20 protein-coding genes are annotated in these 17,690 nt (G+C 73.0%); 10 read left to right on the plus strand and 10 right to left on the minus strand.

Translation table 11 applies throughout. The features are described 5' to 3' along the window. Window positions 1-1,077: a hypothetical protein gene (locus tag ACGF3A_RS02480; RefSeq protein WP_393724944.1), complete on the plus strand. Its 1,077-nt coding sequence runs from the start codon at window positions 1-3 to the stop codon at window positions 1,075-1,077. Between the two features lie 165 nt (window positions 1,078-1,242). On the opposite strand, the gene ACGF3A_RS02485 is transcribed toward ACGF3A_RS02480, so the two are convergent. From ACGF3A_RS02485 to ACGF3A_RS02500, 4 genes are read right to left on the minus strand one after another with little or no spacing between them, the layout of a single operon-like run. Beyond that, window positions 1,243-2,079 carry a MerR family transcriptional regulator gene (locus ACGF3A_RS02485; RefSeq protein ID WP_393724946.1) on the minus strand — a complete coding sequence of 279 codons (837 nt, stop codon included), beginning with the start codon at window positions 2,077-2,079 and terminating at the stop codon, window positions 1,243-1,245. A 10-nt stretch (window positions 2,080-2,089) separates the two neighbouring features. Further along, entirely contained in the window at window positions 2,090-2,611 is a 522-nt protein-coding gene (locus ACGF3A_RS02490) for a VOC family protein (protein WP_393724948.1), read from the minus strand. A 23-nt stretch (window positions 2,612-2,634) separates the two neighbouring features. Beyond that, a complete protein-coding gene (locus tag ACGF3A_RS02495; protein WP_393724950.1) occupies window positions 2,635-3,552 on the minus strand; it encodes a phosphorothioated DNA-binding restriction endonuclease in 918 nt (305 codons plus the stop codon). Further along, a complete protein-coding gene (locus ACGF3A_RS02500) occupies window positions 3,500-5,017 on the minus strand; it encodes a PLP-dependent aminotransferase family protein (protein ID WP_393724952.1) in 1,518 nt (505 codons plus the stop codon). Before ACGF3A_RS02500 ends, ACGF3A_RS02495 begins: the two co-directional genes overlap by 53 nt. A gap of 63 nt (window positions 5,018-5,080) precedes the next feature. On the opposite strand from ACGF3A_RS02500, the gene ACGF3A_RS02505 reads away from it, so the two are divergent. Continuing rightward, on the plus strand, window positions 5,081-6,277 hold the full coding sequence (locus tag ACGF3A_RS02505) for a trans-sulfuration enzyme family protein (RefSeq protein ID WP_393724954.1): 1,197 nt from the start codon (window positions 5,081-5,083) through the stop codon (window positions 6,275-6,277). A 36-nt stretch (window positions 6,278-6,313) separates the two neighbouring features. Further along, window positions 6,314-7,105, plus strand: a complete 792-nt coding sequence (locus tag ACGF3A_RS02510) for a VOC family protein (protein ID WP_393724956.1) — start codon at window positions 6,314-6,316, stop codon at window positions 7,103-7,105. On the opposite strand, the gene ACGF3A_RS02515 is transcribed toward ACGF3A_RS02510, so the two are convergent. After that, the gene (locus ACGF3A_RS02515; RefSeq protein WP_393724957.1) at window positions 7,078-7,713 is read right to left on the minus strand and encodes a hypothetical protein; all 636 of its coding nucleotides are present in this window, start codon (window positions 7,711-7,713) and stop codon (window positions 7,078-7,080) included. The two genes, ACGF3A_RS02510 and ACGF3A_RS02515, sit on opposite strands and share 28 nt — an antisense overlap. A 30-nt stretch (window positions 7,714-7,743) precedes the next feature. Then, complete coding sequence (locus ACGF3A_RS02520) at window positions 7,744-8,691, minus strand: DUF5829 family protein (RefSeq protein ID WP_393724959.1); 948 nt, start codon at window positions 8,689-8,691, stop codon at window positions 7,744-7,746. A gap of 151 nt (window positions 8,692-8,842) precedes the next feature. On the opposite strand from ACGF3A_RS02520, the gene ACGF3A_RS02525 reads away from it, so the two are divergent. After that, complete coding sequence (locus ACGF3A_RS02525) at window positions 8,843-10,150, plus strand: SGNH/GDSL hydrolase family protein (protein WP_393724961.1); 1,308 nt, start codon at window positions 8,843-8,845, stop codon at window positions 10,148-10,150. 196 nt (window positions 10,151-10,346) lie between these two features. Continuing rightward, complete coding sequence (locus ACGF3A_RS02530; protein ID WP_393724963.1) at window positions 10,347-10,820, plus strand: hypothetical protein; 474 nt, start codon at window positions 10,347-10,349, stop codon at window positions 10,818-10,820. 8 nt (window positions 10,821-10,828) lie between these two features. On the opposite strand, the gene ACGF3A_RS02535 is transcribed toward ACGF3A_RS02530, so the two are convergent. The 4 genes from ACGF3A_RS02535 to mca are packed head-to-tail and all read right to left on the minus strand — an operon-like array spanning window position 10,829 to window position 13,039. Next, window positions 10,829-11,176: a hypothetical protein gene (locus ACGF3A_RS02535; RefSeq protein ID WP_393724964.1), complete on the minus strand. Its 348-nt coding sequence runs from the start codon at window positions 11,174-11,176 to the stop codon at window positions 10,829-10,831. Between the two features lie 11 nt (window positions 11,177-11,187). After that, on the minus strand, window positions 11,188-11,853 hold the full coding sequence (gene msrA / locus ACGF3A_RS02540; protein ID WP_393724966.1) for a peptide-methionine (S)-S-oxide reductase MsrA: 666 nt from the start codon (window positions 11,851-11,853) through the stop codon (window positions 11,188-11,190). A gap of 57 nt (window positions 11,854-11,910) precedes the next feature. Then, window positions 11,911-12,156 (minus strand): hypothetical protein, encoded by a 246-nt coding sequence (locus ACGF3A_RS02545; RefSeq protein WP_393724968.1) that lies wholly within the window; start codon window positions 12,154-12,156, stop codon window positions 11,911-11,913. 4 nt (window positions 12,157-12,160) lie between these two features. Next, a complete protein-coding gene (mca, locus tag ACGF3A_RS02550) occupies window positions 12,161-13,039 on the minus strand; it encodes a mycothiol conjugate amidase Mca (RefSeq protein WP_393724970.1) in 879 nt (292 codons plus the stop codon). A 147-nt stretch (window positions 13,040-13,186) separates the two neighbouring features. Here mca and ACGF3A_RS02555 point away from each other — a divergent pair, with 147 nt between their 5' ends. The 5 genes from ACGF3A_RS02555 (at window position 13,187) to ACGF3A_RS02575 (ending at window position 17,680) form a co-directional block, all read left to right on the plus strand. Further along, on the plus strand, window positions 13,187-13,618 hold the full coding sequence (locus ACGF3A_RS02555) for a DUF4307 domain-containing protein (RefSeq protein ID WP_393724972.1): 432 nt from the start codon (window positions 13,187-13,189) through the stop codon (window positions 13,616-13,618). 177 nt (window positions 13,619-13,795) lie between these two features. After that, the gene (locus ACGF3A_RS02560; protein WP_393724974.1) at window positions 13,796-14,443 is read left to right on the plus strand and encodes a bifunctional 4-hydroxy-2-oxoglutarate aldolase/2-dehydro-3-deoxy-phosphogluconate aldolase; all 648 of its coding nucleotides are present in this window, start codon (window positions 13,796-13,798) and stop codon (window positions 14,441-14,443) included. 73 nt (window positions 14,444-14,516) lie between these two features. Further along, entirely contained in the window at window positions 14,517-15,449 is a 933-nt protein-coding gene (locus ACGF3A_RS02565) for a D-isomer specific 2-hydroxyacid dehydrogenase family protein (protein ID WP_393724975.1), read from the plus strand. A gap of 166 nt (window positions 15,450-15,615) precedes the next feature. Next, window positions 15,616-16,113, plus strand: coding sequence for a transcription elongation factor GreA (gene greA / locus ACGF3A_RS02570; RefSeq protein ID WP_393724977.1), 498 nt, complete (start codon window positions 15,616-15,618; stop codon window positions 16,111-16,113). A gap of 181 nt (window positions 16,114-16,294) precedes the next feature. After that, window positions 16,295-17,680, plus strand: coding sequence for an alkaline phosphatase (locus ACGF3A_RS02575; protein ID WP_393724979.1), 1,386 nt, complete (start codon window positions 16,295-16,297; stop codon window positions 17,678-17,680). Window positions 17,681-17,690 lie beyond the last annotated feature (10 nt).

The following is a 17,690-nucleotide window of genomic DNA, read 5'->3' on the forward strand; positions in this document are numbered from 1 at the left end:
ATGGCCGCGCGACCCACCTACGACGACATCCTCCAGCTCGACCTGACCGCGCTCACCCAGGCCGTCGCCGACTGGAAGGCCGTCGTCCGCGCCCTGCGCCCGCTCGTCGGCGAGGCCCGCGACGGCCTGCGCAAGCGCTCGGAACGCGCCCGCTGGGACGGTGTGAACGCCGATGTGACCAGGGAGTTCGTCCGGGTGACGACGGACGGGTTCGCGGCGGCGCTGCGCGAGGCGAGCAGCGTGCAGCTCGTTCTCGACACCGCGTGCACCGACCTCGGCTGGATCCGGGGCGAGCTGGAGACGCTGCGCGACGCCGACGCGCGGAAGGCGGGCGTCCTCATCCTCGACAACCGGGACGGGACCGTCACCTGCTCCTTCCCCTGCGTGGCCGGGGAGGACGGAGGAAGGGACGAGAAGGATGAGAAGGACGAGAAGGCCGAGAGGGAGAAGGACCGGATCGAGGGCCGGGTGAATGCGCTGCTGCGCGAGGCGGCCGAACTCGACACCTCGATCACCACCGCGCTGCGGAAGAGCCACGGCGGAGACCCGCACGCATTCGGGCGTACGCGCTACGCGTCGATGGACGCGGTCCGTGCGATCGGCGAGACCGAGGACGCCGTCGCGGAATACACCCGGCCCGACACCATTCCGCTGCCGGGGCCCGCCAAGGACGCCGTCTCCTTTCTGAGTTACCGGTCATGGATCAATGGCGGGGCCTCTCTCGTCGAGGGCGGCGCGGGATACGCGGGAATTCCCGGCGGCGACAAGAGCCAGCTCAACAAGGTGCCCGGCTATTTCCTCGGCGGACTGCCCGCCTTTCTCACCGGGGAGGGCAGCAAGGGCCTGGAGAAGCACGGCGGCGGCAGCGGCGCCCACCGCGCGCCGGGCCCGCTGACCACCGCGGGCAACACGCTCAGCGGCCTCGGCAAGCTCGGCACCAAGGTCTTCGGCCTCCCCGTCTCGCTCGTCGCCACCGGCATCGACTACGCCAACGAGCCCGCGAGCGACCCCGAGGAGAAGAAGAAGCACAGCCGCGTCGTCGCCCCCGGTCCCCCCGGCCGCGTCCCGTACCGGTGAGGTTTCCGTGCGGGCACCGCGTGCTGGTGCTGAGCGGCACGGTCGCCGTGATGTCCTTCGCGTACGCCGTGCGCGCGCTGGTCACCGTCCCGCTGCGGGCCCCGCTTCCCCTCGCGGCGGGGCTGCTCGCGCTGGCGGCGACGCTGGCGGCGGCCCGGTCGTGCCTCACGCCTCCGGGGACGGCCAGCTCGCGGTCTCCGGATCGACGCCGTGGGCCCGCGCGTTCGCGTCGATCGCGGCGCGCAGCCAGTCGTTCAGGCCCGGCGCCATCGTGTCGTAGTACGCGGCGTACCGGCCGTCGCCGGTGAACTGCCGCGCCATGCAGACCTGCATGGCGTGCGTGCAGTCGAAGTACGTGGACATGAGCGCGCGGTGGCGCTCGGCGAGGACGTTCGCCGCCCCGGAGCCGGGCGCGACGCCGTCGCGGAGCGCCGCGGCGAAGTCGGCGTTCAGCTCCTCCGTACGGGCCGTGACCTTCCGCCAGTCGTCCGGCGTCATCCCCTCGGCCCGCTCCGCGTACTGCGCCCACTGCGCGGTCTCGCCCCAGCGCTCCTCGGCCTCCTCGACCCAGGAGGGCTGCCAGTCGTCGCCGAAGATCTCGACCTGCTGGCGCGGGGTCAGCCGCATCCCCCTGCGGGACGCCTCCAGCATGCGGTCGACGGCGCCGACCATCTTCTCCAGGCGGGAGATGCGCTCCATGAGCTGGGTCCGCTGGCGGCGCAGCCGGCCGTGCGTGTCGGCGTCCGGCGAGTCGAGGATGCGGCCGATCTCGGCGAGGGAGAGCCCGGTCTCCCGGTGGACGAGGACCTGGTGCACGCGGGCGATGTCCTCGTCCGCGTACACCCGGTAGCCCGCCCTCGTCCGCCCGCTGGGGCGGACGAGGCCGATCGCGTCCCAGTGGTGCAGCGTCTTCACGCTGACCCCGACGAGCGCGGCGGCGCGGCCGACGGTCAGCAGCCGCCCGGCCCCGTCGGACGGGAGCTCCTCACGGGCGTACGTCATACGGCCAGTGTCACGCACTCCGGTCCGGGAGGTCGAAGTCGAACCCCGCCTCGCGGAGCCGGGTCTCCGCGGGGCCGCCCGGCTCGATGGGGCGCGCCGCGGTCATCACGACGCGGGTGTTCTCCGGCGTGACGACCGTGAGCTCGACCGAGTTCCACAGCATCTCCTCCGGGCCGCTGACGCAGCCCGGCACGAGCTTCTCGCAGGCCTCCGCGATCTCCTCGATCTGGCCGAGGACGCAGGAGAACGCGATGCCAGTCGCCGGAGTCCCGGTCCCGGTCCCGGTCCCGGCCGCGGGCTCGCCAGGCACGAGCAGCACGTCCTGGAAGGCCCACCGCCGCAGGTGCGTGACCTGGCCGGGGAGCGTGTAGAAGTCGACGAAGCCGAGCCCGCGGACCCAGAAGTCCGCCGAGGCCGCGAGATCGGGCGTGGGCACATGGAGGTAGGTCGGCATGCCGTAGACCTCGCGGCAGACCTCGGGGGCCTCCGCGTCGTCGGCGGGCATGGGGACGGGGCTGGTGTAGGTGCTCATGCCGAGGATCGTCGAGCCTCCTGTTAGGTCAGGGTCAAGCTCTTTCGTCCGCCGCCCTTGAACACCTCCCGCCGGTGCCAGTCCGCGTACGGTTCGGCCACCGGCTCGCTCCCGTCCTCCGGCGCCGCCACCTCGCGGCCGTGCAGCTCCCGCACCTGCGTACGGGCCGCCGCGCCCGTGCCGCCGAACGCGTCCGAGACGAGGATCCGCCGCTCGGGCCCCGGCCCCGGCCCCAGCCCCAGCGCCCCGTTGTCGAACAGCCTGTGGTGCAGGGCGCACAGGCACAGCCCGTTCGCGACCGCGTCGGGCCCGCGGAACGCCCACCACTTCACATGCGCGGCCTCCAGCCCCACCGGCCGCTTCCCCAGCTTCCCGTCGAAGCCGCAGAACGCGCACCGGTACGCGTACGCCGCCAGCACCCGCCTCCGCGTCTCCGCCGCCCGCCGCCGGTCCCGTACCTCTCTCGGGACGCCGCGCGGCGCGTCCGCGGTCTCCAGGTCGAGCCCGGCGTCCAGCGCGAGGTCCGCGTGCAGGGACGGCGGGAAGTGCAGCCCGAGCAGGGTGTGCGCGAGCTGCCCCAGCAGATCGGGCTCGCGCGTGAGCGCGTCCCGCAGCTCCGGCACGAGCCGCCCGGCGGCGCCGCTCTCGCGCAGCGCGCCCACCTTCGGGCCTGGACTGCCCCCGCCGTCGTCGGTCCGCACCTCCCACACGCCGTCGTTGGCCAGGTGGTGGAAGGGGTACGCGGGGGTCGTGGCGCGCGGCGGCCCGTACTCGCGCAGCAGGCCGTGCAGGTCCCGTTCCACGTCCGAGTAGCGCAGCGCGCCGTCCGGGTCCTGCTGGAAGCGGCCCAGCGCGTAGAGCATCAACAGTGGCTTGTGCGGCGCCCGTTCATCGTCGCGCGTCCACCGCTTCAGGCGTCCGGCCCGCTCGATCCAGTCCATGCGGGGACTCTACGGAGTACGGCTCCGCGGAGTACGACCGCCAGGCCGTCGCCAGGCGCCGTACCGCCTCGGTGAGTTCGGCGGGGGAGGAGAGGAAGTGCAGGCGCAGGCAGCGGGTGCTCGCGCCCGTCGGGTCGACGACCGCGCCGGGCAGGACCGCCACCCCGTGCCGGAGCGCGACCTGCGCGAAGGCGACGGCGTCGCCCTGCGGCAGCCGCGCCCACAGCGTCTGGCCGCCCCGGACCGGCGGGCAGTGCCAGGACGGCAGGTTCCGGGTCAGCTCGGCGCGCAGATGGTCGTGCCGGGCGCGCAGTTCGCGCACGCGCCGGGCGCGCAGCGCGTCGAGCCCGGCGATCAGCTCCACGGCCGCGAGCTGCGCGGGGACGTCCGTCCCCAGGTCGTGGACGGCCTTGAGCCGCGCGAGCCGGGCGACGAGCGGCGCGGGCCCGCGCAGCCAGCCGATGCGCAGCCCGCCCCAGACGACCTTGCTGAGCGAGCCGATGGTGAGCACGTCCCCCGCGCCGTCCTGCGCGGCGAGCGGCGGGGGGCCGGTGAACTCCTCGTGGTGGAGGGGGAGTTCGGCAAGCACCTCGTCGTCCACCAGCGGCACCCCGTGCTCGCGCGCCGCCGCCGCGAGGCGCCGCGCGGGCAGCGGGGGCAGCACGCCGCCCGTCGGGTTCTGGAAGCGGGAGATGACGTACGCGAACGCGGGCCGGTGCGCGGCCATCATCCGGACCGCCACGGCCACGTCCACCCCCTCGGGGCCCGTCGGCACCGGCAGCGGCACGCCCGCCGCCTCGCGGAAGAGGTCCAGCGCGCCCGGGTACGTCGGCGCCTCCACCAGCACCGGGTCGCCGGGCGCGACGAGGTGCCGGGTGAGCAGCGAGAGGGCCTGTTGCGCGCCGGTCGTGACGAGGATCCGCTCCGGCCCCGTCGGCAGGCCCCGGGCCGTGAAGCGGTCCGCCAGCGCGGCGCGCAGCGCGGGGTGCCCCGCCGGGTGGTAGCCGAGGTCGGCGGCGGGGAACGTGATCCCCGCGTACGCGCGGGCGACCTCCGGCGGCGCGCCCTCGGGGGAGGCGCAGCTGAGCAGGATGACGCCGTCGGGCGGTTCGAGCAGGTGCAGGAAGAGCGGGTTGGACGTCGCGTCGCCCGCCGCCAGCCGCTCGTCGGGCGGCGCCAGCGCGACGTCCGCGACGCGGGTGCCGCTGCCCTGCCGCCGGACGATCCGGCCCTCCTGGCGCAGCGCCTCGTACGCCGCGACGACCGTCGTACGCCCCACCGCCAGCGCCGAGGCCAGCGCGCGGTCGGGCGGGAGCGCGGTGCCGGGGCGCAGCACGCCCTCGTCGATGAGCTGCCGGAAGCGCGCGGCCAGCAGCAGATAGAGCGGACCGCGCCCGGTGGACCAGCGGCCGAGCCGGGCCACGAGCGCGGCGACGCGTTCGCGGGGAGCCGTGGTGGAAGTCATAGGAGGACCAATCTGCGCGATTGGCTCTGTCAGGGCAACCCAATTTCCCGAAGACTGACGGACATGACGCAGTACGCAGAGCACTCGCACCCCTACACCCGCGCCGTCCACGCGCCCGTCGTCCAGCCCGAGGGCAGCGCGCCGCTGACCACCCCGCTCTACCAGGGCCACCTCTTCTCGTTCGACTCGGCGGACGAGCTGGTCGCGGCCTTCGACTCCCCGGACGGCGCCTTCCTGTACGGCCGTTACGGCAACCCCACCGTGCGCGCCTTCGAGGACGCCGTCGCCGGACTGGAGGGCGGCGCGGCCGCGCTGGCCGCCGCGTCCGGGATGGGCTCCATCAGCACGGCGCTGCACGCGCTGCTCTCCCCGGGCGACCATGTGATCGCCCAGGAGAGCCTGTACGGCGGTACGTACGCCCTGCTCACCGACCTCGCGGAGCGGTGGGGCGTGGAGGTGACGTACGTGTCGGGGCGGGACGCCGACGAGGTGCGCGGCGCGCTGCGCGCCCGTACCCGCGTCCTCTACCTGGAGACCATCTCCAACCCGATGACCCGCGTCGCCGACATCCCGGCGCTGAGCGGGGCGTTGGACGGGGCGCCGACGGGCGGTGACGTCCTGACCGTCGTCGACAACACCTTCGCCTCGCCGCTGCTGTGCCGTCCGCTGGAGCACGGCGCCGACGTCGTCCTGCACTCGGCGACCAAGTACCTGAGCGGGCACGCGGACCTGGTGGGCGGCGTGGCCGTCTTCAAGGACGCCGGGGTCCACCGCCGGGTGTGGCGGCACTCGCTCGAACACGGCGCGGTCCTCGACCCGTTCGCGGCGTGGCTGGCCCTGCGCGGCTCGCAGACGCTCGGCCTGCGCGTCGAACGGCACAGCGCCAACGCGCAGGCCCTCGCCGAGCGCCTCGCCGCCCACCCCGCCGTCCCGGCCGTGCACTACCCGGGCCTGCCCTCGCACCCCGACCACGAGGTCGCCCGGCGGCTGCTCGCCGCGCACGGCGGGCTGCTCTCCTTCGACGTGCCGGGCGGCCGGGACGCGGGCCGGAAGGTCATGGACGCGCTCCGGCTGGCCTCGCGCAACGCCTCGCTGGGCGACGTCCGTACGTTCGTCATGCACCCCGCCACCACCTCGCACCGCCAGCTCACGCCCGAGGCACTGGCGGCGGCGGGCATCGGCGAGGGCACCATCCGGCTCTCGGTCGGCATCGAGCACGTGGACGACCTGTGGGAGGATCTGGAGGGTGCACTAAGGTGAGGCTTCCCTAAGTCTCTTGATCGAAGGGAAGCGCCCGTGCGCGAAGATCTCACCTTCCACGGCCCCGCGTTCGACCACCTGGTCCATGTCGTGCCGGACCTCGACGCGGCCGTCGCCGCGTACCGGGAGGCGGGCCTCCCCGCGTCCCGCGCCGCGGCCCCGGCGGCCCCGGACCTGGGCTTCAGCAACGGCAGTTGGCGCACGGACGGCACCCGCTACGTCGAACTCCTTCGCCTCAACGACGAGTCGGCGTACACCACCTCGACCTACGCCGGACAGGCCCGCCACTTCGCCCCCGACCTGCGGGCCGCGGCGGCGGAGGGCGGGGCCGCGGTCGGCGTCGGCGTGATCGTGCCGGACACGGCCGAGGCCGTGGCCCGGATGCGCGCCATGGGCACCCGCGTCGAGCACGTCGTCCCCACCTTCCCGCGCGGCGAGGGCACGATCTCGTACGACATCGGCTGGCCCGTCGACGGCCCGGCCTGGCGCCCGTTCGTCCTCACCTACCCGGGCACGCGGGAGGAGCGCGCGGCGCTGCTCGACGCCCGTAAGCCGGAACGGGCCCACGCGACCGTCGAGGCCCTCCTCGTCGAGACCCCGACCCCGGAGGAGGACGCGCGCTGGACGGCCGGGGCCCTCGCGCTGCCCGAACCCGTGCGGAAGGGGGAGGAGTGGCGCGTGGCGCTCCCGGAGGGGGAGTTGAGGCTCTTCCCCGGCGAGCGCGCCCGCGTCACCACGGTCCTGCTGACGCCGGGCCCCGACGGGGCGCCCGTCCCGGAGGCGAGCCTCCTGGGCCTCGGCTACCGGGCCTCGACTCGGGCCGCGTAGTCCAGCAGCCGCGCGAACTGCACCCACGAGAGCGTGTCGACGGGGGGCCGCGCCTCCAACTCCCGGAGCACGCGCCCCAGTTCGTCACGGGTGTCTTCGCCCGGCCGTCCCAGCGTGGCGATGTACTCGGCGGCACAGGCGTCGAGCGCGGCACAGGCGGCGAGCGCCCCCGGCGCGGCGCGGAACGCGGCGTACCGGTCCGCGACGGCGGCCACCATCCCCAGCCGCGAGGGCCCGCGCCCGTCCGCACCGGGCCAGCAGGGCCGCGCCCGCCCACCGGGCGCGAGCAGGGGAGCGCCGGTCCGGCGGGGCACACGGTGCCCCGCCGTCTTCTCGGCCCGCCGTACGGCGGCGTACGCGGCGACGTCCCGGAGCCAGACGGCCCGGCTCTCCTCCAGCACGTCGAGCGCCCGTACGAGCGCCGCCATGTCCCGCCGCAGGCCGGAGGAGGACGCGGGCGAGGGGCGGGACTCGGCCGTCACGTAGGCCCAGGTGGCGTGGAACCCGAGCGGGCAGTACCGCTCCACGGCGCACCGCAGCGCCCCGTGGCGCACGTGCGGGGCGAGCGCCTCGTCCCGCACCTTCCGTGCGTACGTCCCGAATCCCACGGGAGGAGTCTCGCAGCCGCCCCCTCTGCGTTACGCGGGCCCGTCGAACGTCCACACCGCGCGGGCGCCGGGGCCGACGGTGAGCGTGGAGTTGCCGATCCGCTTCTCGCGCGGGGCCTTCACCGGCCGGTTGAGGGACATCCCGACCTGCTTCAGGCCCGCCTTCGCGCGCGGCACCGCGTCGAAGCGGAGCGTCGTGCCGCCGCCGCGCGCGACGACGCCCCCGCCCTCCGTGGAACGGATCCTGAACCCTCCGGCCCGCAGCAGCGGCACGGTGTTGGCGAGGTCGCGGGCGGTCACGGCGAGCCGGACCGAGGTGATGTCGCGCAGGAGGCGGTCGCGGTAGTCGTCGTTGAGGTAGCGCTCGCGGCCCACGTCGCCGGGGTGGCCGGGCGGTTCGGTGCCGCTGCGCGGGTCGGCGAAGTACTCCGGGCGGTACTCCATGCCCCAGGCGCCGAAGGCGTCGTACCGGTCGGTGGTGAACACGGCGTCGAACCACGGCACCGGCACGCTGTCGCCGAAGTCCCGCGTCTGCCGGAACTCGACGGGGTCGGTGACCCCCAGCTCGCGCAGCCGGTCGACGACCCGCGCGAGCTGCCCCTCGCGCTCGACGGAGACGCCCATCCCTCCGGCGCCGATCTCGCCGTCCTGGCCGGGCAGGTCCCCGGCCCCGAAGAGCTCCAGATACGTCTCGCGCCCGAGCAGATAGCGGCCCGTCCACGTCCGGCCGTCGGAACCGGTCATCGTGCGGACCTGGAAGTTGGCGAACTCCCGGAGGTACTCCGAGTGTTCGATCGCGTCCGCCGTCTCGCGGTCGAGGACGCCGTATGCGTGGTTGTAGTACAGCGTCTGCGGCCGTACGTGCCGTACGTCCTGCGCCGTCGCCACTCCGCTCCCGACCGTCCCGACCGCTCCGGCCGCTCCGGCGAGGGCCACGGAGACAGCCAATACCACCTGTAACGCTCGTCGAACCAGCATGCGGGGATGGTAGAGCGCCCCGTGCCTCTCGCCGAGAACATCGACGGAATTGGCCGACTGAAGCCGACTGAAGCTACAAGGCAGAGTAAAGCGGGACAGGTGGGGAAACTGATGCGCGACGACCGGGCAGAGCGAACGAAGGAGCGAACTCATGCGTGAGAGATCCCGATTACGGTCACGGACCGGGGCCCGCGGGGCCCGCGGGCCCCGCGGGGCCCGCCGCTGGATGGCGCTGAGCGCGGCGGCGGCGCTGCTGGCCGTGCCCCTGTGGCCCGCGTCGGCCGCATCGCCCGCGAACGTACCCCCGTGGCAGGGCAGCTGGTCGACTTCCGTCCAGCCCCCGGGCCCCGGCTTCTTCCCGAACTGGTCGGAGAAGGGATTCGACCGGCAGACCGTACGCCAGGTGATCCGCGTCAGCGAGGGCGGAACGAGTGCCCGTTTCGCGCTCTCCAACCGCTACGGCGCCTCGGCCCTGAAGATCGCCGGTGCCACCGTCGCACGGACCGGCGAGGGCGCGTCCGTACGCAAGGGAACGGTACGGCCGCTGACGTTCAAGAAGCGCGGTTCCGTGACGATCCCGGCGGGCGGGAAGACGTTCAGCGACGCCGTACGGATGCGGGTCAGCCCCCTGGAGTCGCTGACCGTCACCCTCTACCTGGCCGAGCCGACCGGCCCGGCGACGTACCACATGACGTCCGTCGCCACGAGCTACCGCGCCTCGGGCGACCACCGCTCCGACGAGAGCGGCACGGCCTTCACCGAGACCTCCGAGTCCTGGTACTACCTCGCGGGCGCCGAGGTCCGCGGCGAACGCGGCGCCGGAGGCCGTGACGGCGTGGTCGCATTCGGCGACTCAATCACCGACGGCTACGGGGCCACGGTCGACGCCGACAACCGCTACCCCGACGAACTGGCCGAGCGCTACGTCCGCGAGGGCCGCCCGCGCGGCGTCCTCAACCACGGCATCAGCGGCAACATGATCACCACCGGCACCTCCGGCACGGGCGAGAGCGGCGTGGACCGCTTCCGCAAGGACGTCCTGGCCGAACCCGGCGTGGGCACGGTCATCGTCCTGGAAGGCATCAACGACATCGGCCTGGGCCGCCCCGGCGGCGACATCCCCGACGTCTCCGTCGCCCAACTCATCGCGGCCCACCGCGACCTCGCCGCTCAGGCCAGGGCGGCGGGCCTCAAGGTGATAGGCGCGACGCTCCTCCCCTTCAAGGACGCCCAGTACTTCACCGCACGCGGCGAGGCCAAGCGCGACGCCCTCAACGACTGGATCCGCACCTCCGGCACCTACGACGAGGTAGTCGACCTGGACCGCACCATGGCCGCCCCCGACGACAAGGACCTCCTCGCCCCCACCTACGACAGCGGCGACCACCTCCACCCCAACGACACGGGCTACCACGCGATGGCCGAACAGTTCGACACGGCCGTCTCAGCAGCCGACTGACCCCCCACCGCCACGCGCCCTGCCCCGGACCGTGGCGCGCGTGACCGGCCCCCGCGGCGGCGAGCACAGCCGTGTGCACGGCCCCGAGGAACCCCGGGGCCGCACCCCTCGCCGCCGCGGGTTCGCCCGTGGCCGGCGACGCCGTACGCCGCACACCGGCGGCAGACGCGGCAGGCGCGGCCTATGCTCCTGCGCCGTGGAGTGGATTTCGCCTGTCAGTACGGCACTTGGGGCGGGGATCGGCGTCGGCGCGACTCTGCTGGCCGACCGGTTGCGGTGGCGGAGGGAGCGGGAGGACCGGGCGCTGGAGACGCGGCAGCAGCTGTACGCGGAGTACTCCGCGGCCCTCTCGCGGATCAGGACCGCGCTCAACGAGGCCGCGAACGATCCCGGGCTGTCCGGGGAGGAGCGCGGGGCGCGGGTGCGCGAGCTGTTCCTCGCGCCCGGCGCGTACGAGCTGCGGCACCAGCTCGCGATCCTGGCGCCGCAGGAAGTGATCGCCGCGTCCAGCACGGCGTTCAAGCTGCTCCGCGACACCCGTGACCGGCTCGTGGAGGGCGCCGACGCTGAGAGCGCGGCGTATGTGGGACTGGAGGACGCCTACGACGCCGCGATCGCGGAGCTACGCCGCGTGATGCGTAAGGACCTCGGGGTGAGCGAGGGGGCGTAGGCGAGCGGTTATTGCTCCAGTACGAGGGCGTCCGGTGCGGGCCATGCGGTGATCGGAGTGTCCGAGACCGAGTAGACCTCCAGGCAGGAGAGGTAGCCGTCGGAGGTGAGCAGGACGATGGTTGCCGCCGTGAGTTGGGCCGGGGGCCGGAACGAGGCGGAGGCCGCGTCTCCGTCTTCCACGGGCGCCGGGGAGGCGGCCGTGCGGTCCACGGTGAGGTCCAGCGTCGCGCAGCCGCAGCCGCAGCGGCGGACGACGTGGGTGTGCGGGAGCTGGCGGAGGAGCTCCTCCCGGCCCGGGGTGCCGGGTGGGAGGAGCGCCGTGATGATCGCTGCCGCGTCGGGCGGGAGACGCATCCCGCTCGCCGTCAGTCCGCCGCGGGGGCGATGCCGACCGGGCAGGAGACGCCCGTGCCGCCGATGCCGCAGTAGCCTGCGGGGTTTTTGTCGAGGTACTGCTGGTGGTAAGCCTCGGCGGCGTAGAAGGGGCGGCCTTCGGACGGGAGGATCTCGGTGGTGATGTCGCCGTGGCCCGAGGACTTCAGGACGCGCTGGTAGGCGTCGCGGGAGGCCTCGGCGGTGGCGGCCTGCTCCGGGGTGTGGGTGTAGACCGCGGAGCGGTACTGGGTGCCCACGTCGTTGCCCTGGCGGAAGCCCTGGGTGGGGTCGTGGTTCTCCCAGAACCGCTTCAGGAGCTCGGCGTACGTGATCTTCGACGGGTCGAAGATCACGCGGACCGCCTCCGTGTGGCCCGTGAGGCCGGAGCAGACCTCCTCGTAGGACGGGTTCAGGGTGTGTCCGCCCTGGTAACCGACGAGGGTCGTCCAGACACCCTCCGTCTGCCAGAAGACCCGCTCCGCGCCCCAGAAGCAGCCCATGCCGAAATCGGCGGTCTCCAGGCCCTCGGGGTAGGGGCCCTGCAACGGGGTGCCGAGGACCGTGTGGCGCTCGGGGACCGTGTACGCGGGCTCCGGGCGGCCCTTCAGGGCCTCCTCGGGGGTGGGGAGATGGTTCTTGGACCTGCCGAACAGCATGGGTGCTTCCTTTCCGGGCTCCCTACGTGCCCTGTGCGCCCTACGCGCCCGCGCGCCCTACGTGGAGGGCGCCGCGTCCTTCGTCTGGGCTCCGGGCGACGGATCCTTCTCCGCCGGCTTCTCCTCGAAGTCGACGCGGTTCATGTGCTTGTTCATCGACTTCATCAGGAACCACACGGCCAGGCCGATCACCGCGAAGACGATGAAGCCGAGGACGCCTGGTGTGACCTTGTTCTCGTCCAGCTCCTTCGCCAGGGGAAGGAGCTGGACCGCCGCCGAGTGTGCCGTCTGCGTCGCGCTCATACCGTTAATTGTCGCGGATGCCTGCGAAGAGGTCGTCCTCGGGGAGGGAGGTCTCCACACGGGACTTCGACAGCTCGTACTCCTCGGTGGGCCAGGCGGCCTTCTGGACCTCCATCGGCACCCGGAACCAGCCCCCGTCGGGGTCGATCTGCGTCGCGTGCGCGATCAGGGCCTTGTCCCGGATCTCGAAGTACTCGGAGCAGGGCACGTGGGTGGTGAGCGAACGCTCCGGGATGCCCATCTTCTCCCAGCGCTCCAGCCACTCCCCGTACGGCGAGTCGAGGCCGCGGTCGAGCATCGCCTTGTGCAGCGCCTCGGTGCGGGAGCGGTTGAAGCCCTGGTTGTAGTAGAGCTTCTGGGGCTCCCAGGCGGGCCCGAACTCGGCCTCGGGGTACTTCTCGGTGTCCGCCGCGTGCTCGAAGGCGACCATCGAGATCTTGTGGGTCATGATGTGGTCCGGGTGCGGATAGCCCCCGTTCTCGTCGTAGGTCGTGATGACCTGCGGGCGGAACTCGCGGATCAGCCTGACCAGCGCGCCCGCCGCCTCGTCGACGTCCTGGAGCGCGAAGCAGCCCTCCGGGAGGGGCGGGAGGGGGTCGCCCTCCGGCAGGCCCGAGTCCACGAAGCCGAGCCAGGACTGCTGGACGCCCAGGATCTCCCTGGCCTCGTCCATCTCCTTCTTGCGGACCTCGTGGATGTGCTCCTCGACATAGGTGTCGCCCTGGAGCTTGGGGTTGAGGATGGAGCCTCGCTCTCCGCCTGTGCACGTCGCGACCAGCACGTCCACCCCCTCATCGACATACTTCGCCATGGTCGCCGCGCCCTTGCTCGACTCGTCGTCGGGGTGCGCGTGCACGGCCATCAGTCGCAGCTGCTCAGTCAAGACTCATTCCTCGTAAGGTCAAAGCGGCCCCGCCTCGGCCCTGGTCTGTGGAGCGTCGCGGGCGGCTTCTATAGTGACCGAACCGGCACCGTGATGTATTCCCGGATTCTGTCGTGACTCGGGACGAGCCTGTGAGAGGAACCAGCCATGGTCGATGTGCGCCAGGGGGTTCCCGAGGGGCGGTACGGGCGGAAGAGCGGCTCCGGTTCCGGCACCGCGGCGGACGGCGAGGCCCGTACGGACCGGCGGTTGAAGATCGTCGGCTCCGCGCTGGGCGCCCTGCTGCTCGCGTTCGTCGCCTGGGCCGGTTTCTCCTACGTCTCGGGTGAGGACGTCAGCGGCGAGATGATCAAGTTCAAGGTCGTCTCGGACAGCGCGGTCGAGGTGCACCTGGAGGTGCGCAAGGACGCGGGCGTCGCGGGCGTGTGCACGCTGCGGGCCCGCGCGGAGAGCGGCGCCGAGGTCGGCCGCAAGGACGTAACCGTCGAGAAGGACAAGTCCCGCGTCGACGCGGTGTTCTCGCTCCGTACGGTGGGGCGCGCGACCAGCGCCGAGCTGGTCGGCTGCGAGACCGCCTGACGAGGACCGCCTGACGAGGACCGCCTGACGAGGGCCGCCGGACGAGCCACCTGACGAGGGCCGCCGGACGACGCAGGGCGCGCGTCGCAGGTCGCAGGTCTGAGCCCGGCGCGAGCGGGCAGGTGTGCGCGGGGGTACACCCGCCACACGCCGCCGCACGAGGAGCAGCCGCACCACATGTACCGATGGGAACTCACCCGGGCCATCACCGCGCAGGGCGCCTTCGGCATCGTGCGCGCCGACTCCGCGCACGAGGCCCGCGAGGCCGCCGAGGCCGTGCTCGGCGCGGGCCTGCGCGCGGTGGAGGTCGCGCTGACGACGCCGGACGCCACACGCGCCGTCGCGGAGCTGGCCGCGGCCCGCCCGGACGCGCTGGTCGGCGCCGGGACCGTGCTGGACGCGACGGCCGCGCGGACCGCCGTCGACGCCGGTGCCCGCTTCCTCGTCTCGCCGGGCCTGCGCCCGGAGGTCATCCGTGCCGGGCACCGCTACGGCGTGCCCGTCTTCCCCGGTGTCGCGACCCCCACCGAGATCGTCCGCGCGCTGGAGGAGGGCGCGGACGCGCTGAAGCTCTTCCCGGCCTCCGCCGTCTCCCCGTCCTGGATCCGCGACGTACGGGCCGCGCTGCCCCAGGCGCCGCTGATCCCCACCGGGGGCGTGACCGCCGCGACGGCGCCCGACTGGATCGCCGCCGGGGCCGTCGCCTGCGGCATGGGCGCGGCCCTCACCTCGGGCGGCCCGGCCGCCGCGGGGGAGCGGGTCGCGGCCCTGCTCGACGCGCTCGCCCACGCCCGCGCCGGTGCCGGTGCCGGTGAGGGCCGCTGACGGATCGCCCTCGCACCGTGTACGTACGTACGCCCCGTCCCGTCCCGCCCGCTCCTCCGGAGGTACCCGCACCATGACGCCCACGCCCCTTGCCGTGCACGTAGGACCCGATCCCGTCGAGGCGCTGACGGCGGCCGTGCTCCGTGCGGGCGGGCGTCTCGTGCCGCTGGAGGAGGCCGAGGCGCTCGTCTACTGCGGCAGCGGCGGACCGGCGGAGTTGCGCGGGATGCTGCACGGCCTGCACGGCCTGCACGGCCGGATCCGCTGGGTGCAGCTCCCGGCGGCGGGCGTGGAGGCGTGGATGGAGGCCGGGGTGATCACCGACGACCCCGTCTTCACCACGGCCGTCGGCGCCTACGGCACCCCCGTCGCCGAGCACGCGCTCGCGCTGATGCTCGCCGCGGCGCGCGGCCTGCCCCAGGCGGCGCGGGCGAGGAGCTGGGGGCCGCCCGCGACGCGGGAGTTCGCGGGCTCGACGGTCGCCGTCGTCGGCTGCGGCGGCATCGGGCGGGCGCTGATACGGCTGCTGGAGCCGTTCGGCTGCCGGGTGCTGGCGGTCTCGGACAGCGGCCCGGTCGCGGGCGCCGAACGGACGGTGCCGCGCGCCGCGTACCGCGAGGTGCTGGCGGAGGCGGACCACGTGGTCGTCGCGGCGCCCGCGACGCCTCAGACGCGCGGGATGTTCGGCGCGGACGAGTTCGCGCTGATGCGGGAGGACGCCTGGCTGGTGAACGTCGCGCGCGGCAGCCTCGTCGTCACGGACGACCTGGCCGAGGCCGTGAAGAACGGCGTGATCGGCGGGGCGGCGCTCGACGTGACCGACCCCGAGCCGCTGCCCGCGGAGCATCCGCTGTGGGAGCTGGACCGGGTGCTGATCACGCCGCACTCCGCCAATCCGCGCCCCTCCTACTGGCGGGGTCTCGCCGCGCGGGTCGAGGAGAACGTGCGCCGGGTGGCGGAGGGGCAGGCTCCGCTGGGCGTGGTCTCTCCGGCGAGGGGCTTCTGACCGGGCTTCTGACCAGGCTTCTGACCAGGCTTCTGACCAGGAACGGAGCCCTGGCCTTCTTCCCTTTTCCGCCGGAATTGTTAAGCTCGTGGTTTCGCCCACCTGAGAAGGCGCAGCCTCCTGGTAGGGCGTTGCTTTATATCCCCAGTACCGACGAGGAGCACCTGTGACCCAGACCAGCGACAACGTCACCTGGCTGACCCAGGAGGCGTATACCCAGCTCAAGGCCGAGCTGGAGCACCTGTCGGGTCCTGCACGCAGCGAGATCTCTAAGAAGATCGAGGCGGCTCGCGAAGAGGGCGACCTCCGCGAGAACGGCGGGTACCACGCGGCCAAGGAGGAGCAGGGCAAGCAGGAGCTGCGGATCCGCCAGCTCCAGCAGCTCCTGGAGAACGCCAAGGTGGGCGAGGCTCCGGCGGACGACGGGGTGGTGGAACCGGGCATGGTGGTCACGATCGCCTTCGACGGCGACGAGGACGACACCATCACGTTCCTCCTCGCCTCCCGTGAGTACGCCAGCACGGACATCGAGACGTACTCGCCGCAGTCACCGCTGGGCACCGGTGTGAACGGCAAGAAGGTCGGCCAGAACGCCGAGTACGAGCTGCCCAACGGCAAGATGGCCTCGGTCAAGATCCTGAAGGCCAAGCCGTACCAGGACTGAGAGGGCTGAGAAGCCTCCCCTTTTCATCCGGAACGACCGGTTCCCCTTCGGGGGGCCGGTCGTTTCGCATGGGGAGGCATGGGAGCCCGTTCACCCTATGTCCATGCATAGGGCATTGGTTGTATAGGGCAGCCTGTTGGTCTTGCCTCCGTTACGCCACCCCGTCACCGGAGGAAGACACATGCCCGTTCGTCGTCTCACGAGAAGCCGTCTGGCCTGGGGCACCGCCGCCGTGCTGGCCGTCGGCATCGCCGTCCCGAGCTTCGCCTACGCGACCCCCGAGAGCCCCGCGGCACCGGCCGCGGCCCACGGGACCAAGGCGAAGAACGTGATCCTGCTCATCGGCGACGGCATGGGCGACTCCGAGATCACCCTCGCCCGTGACTACACGGTCGGCGCGAACGGCCGTCTGAACATGGACCGCTTCCCGAAGACCGGCGCCTACACCACGTACTCCGTGGACGAGAAGGGCAAGCCCGACTACGTCACGGACTCCGCGGCCAGCGGCACCGGCTGGGCCACCGGGCACAAGACGGTGAACGGCCGGATCTCCAAGACCCACACCGACAAGCCGGTGCCGACGATGCTGGAGCTGGCCAAGAAGAAGGGCCTGGCCACCGGGAACGTCACCACGGCCGAGCTGACCGACGCCACCCCCGCCGTGCAGGACGCGCATGTGACGGACCGCGACTGCCAGGGCCCCGAGGACATGAAGACCTGCCCGGACGACACGCTGGGCAAGGGCGGCAAGGGCTCGATCGCCGAGCAGACCGTCACCACGGGCGCCGACGTGCTGATGGGCGGCGGCAAGGGCCGCTTCGACCAGAAGATCGGCGAGGGCCCGCACAAGGGCGGCACCGTCCTCGACCAGGCGAAGAAGGCCGGGTACGGGCTGGTGACCGACGAGAAGGGGCTCGCGAAGGCGAAGCCGGGCACGCCGCTGCTCGGCCTGTTCGCGCCGGAGAACGTGCCCGTCGAGTGGACCGGCAAGAAGGCCGCGAAGGGCGGCACCGACCCGCAGCGCTGCACCACCTCCAACCCCGAGCGCCCGAAGGGCACGCCCTCGCTGGAGAACCAGACCAGCAAGGCCATCGAGCTGCTGGAGGCCAAGCAGAAGGCCGAGCAGAAGACGAAGAAGCACGGGAAGAAGCACGGCAAGGGCTTCTTCCTCCAGGTCGAGGGCGCCTCGATCGACAAGCAGGACCACGCGGCCGACCCCTGCGGCCAGATCGGCGAGACGGCCGCCTTCGACCGCGCGGTGAAGGTCGCCCGGGACTACGCCAAGAAGCACCCGGACACCCTCGTGGTGACCACCGCCGACCACGGCCACGCCAGCCAGATCGTGCCCGTCGACGCGAAGCCCGCGGGCCTCTCCTCGACGCTCGTCACCGACGAGGGCCAGCAGCTGAAGGTCAGCTACTCCAACAACGACCCGGCCAAGGCCCAGGAGCACACCGGCACCCAGGTCCGCATCGCGGCCCAGGGTCCGAACTCCGACCGCGTGCTCGGCGTCACCAACCAGACCGACCTGTTCGGCACCGTCACCGGGGCGCTGAACCTGCGCTGAGGACGGCATG

This window comes from Streptomyces sp. NPDC048172 (assembly GCF_043202595.1).
GTDB lineage: Bacteria > Actinomycetota > Actinomycetes > Streptomycetales > Streptomycetaceae > Streptomyces.

Coding starts and splice junctions, on each gene's coding strand:
- ACGF3A_RS02480 (WP_393724944.1), top strand. CDS start 1: ATGGCCGCGCGACCCACCTACGACGACATCCTCCAGCTCGACCTGACC.
- ACGF3A_RS02485 (WP_393724946.1), bottom strand. CDS start 2,079: ATGACGTACGCCCGTGAGGAGCTCCCGTCCGACGGGGCCGGGCGGCTG.
- ACGF3A_RS02490 (WP_393724948.1), bottom strand. CDS start 2,611: ATGAGCACCTACACCAGCCCCGTCCCCATGCCCGCCGACGACGCGGAG.
- ACGF3A_RS02495 (WP_393724950.1), bottom strand. CDS start 3,552: ATGGACTGGATCGAGCGGGCCGGACGCCTGAAGCGGTGGACGCGCGAC.
- ACGF3A_RS02500 (WP_393724952.1), bottom strand. CDS start 5,017: ATGACTTCCACCACGGCTCCCCGCGAACGCGTCGCCGCGCTCGTGGCC.
- ACGF3A_RS02505 (WP_393724954.1), top strand. CDS start 5,081: ATGACGCAGTACGCAGAGCACTCGCACCCCTACACCCGCGCCGTCCAC.
- ACGF3A_RS02520 (WP_393724959.1), bottom strand. CDS start 8,691: ATGCTGGTTCGACGAGCGTTACAGGTGGTATTGGCTGTCTCCGTGGCC.
- ACGF3A_RS02525 (WP_393724961.1), top strand. CDS start 8,843: ATGCGTGAGAGATCCCGATTACGGTCACGGACCGGGGCCCGCGGGGCC.
- ACGF3A_RS02535 (WP_393724964.1), bottom strand. CDS start 11,176: ATGCGTCTCCCGCCCGACGCGGCAGCGATCATCACGGCGCTCCTCCCA.
- msrA (WP_393724966.1), bottom strand. CDS start 11,853: ATGCTGTTCGGCAGGTCCAAGAACCATCTCCCCACCCCCGAGGAGGCC.
- ACGF3A_RS02545 (WP_393724968.1), bottom strand. CDS start 12,156: ATGAGCGCGACGCAGACGGCACACTCGGCGGCGGTCCAGCTCCTTCCC.
- ACGF3A_RS02555 (WP_393724972.1), top strand. CDS start 13,187: ATGGTCGATGTGCGCCAGGGGGTTCCCGAGGGGCGGTACGGGCGGAAG.
- ACGF3A_RS02560 (WP_393724974.1), top strand. CDS start 13,796: ATGTACCGATGGGAACTCACCCGGGCCATCACCGCGCAGGGCGCCTTC.
- ACGF3A_RS02565 (WP_393724975.1), top strand. CDS start 14,517: ATGACGCCCACGCCCCTTGCCGTGCACGTAGGACCCGATCCCGTCGAG.
- ACGF3A_RS02575 (WP_393724979.1), top strand. CDS start 16,295: ATGCCCGTTCGTCGTCTCACGAGAAGCCGTCTGGCCTGGGGCACCGCC.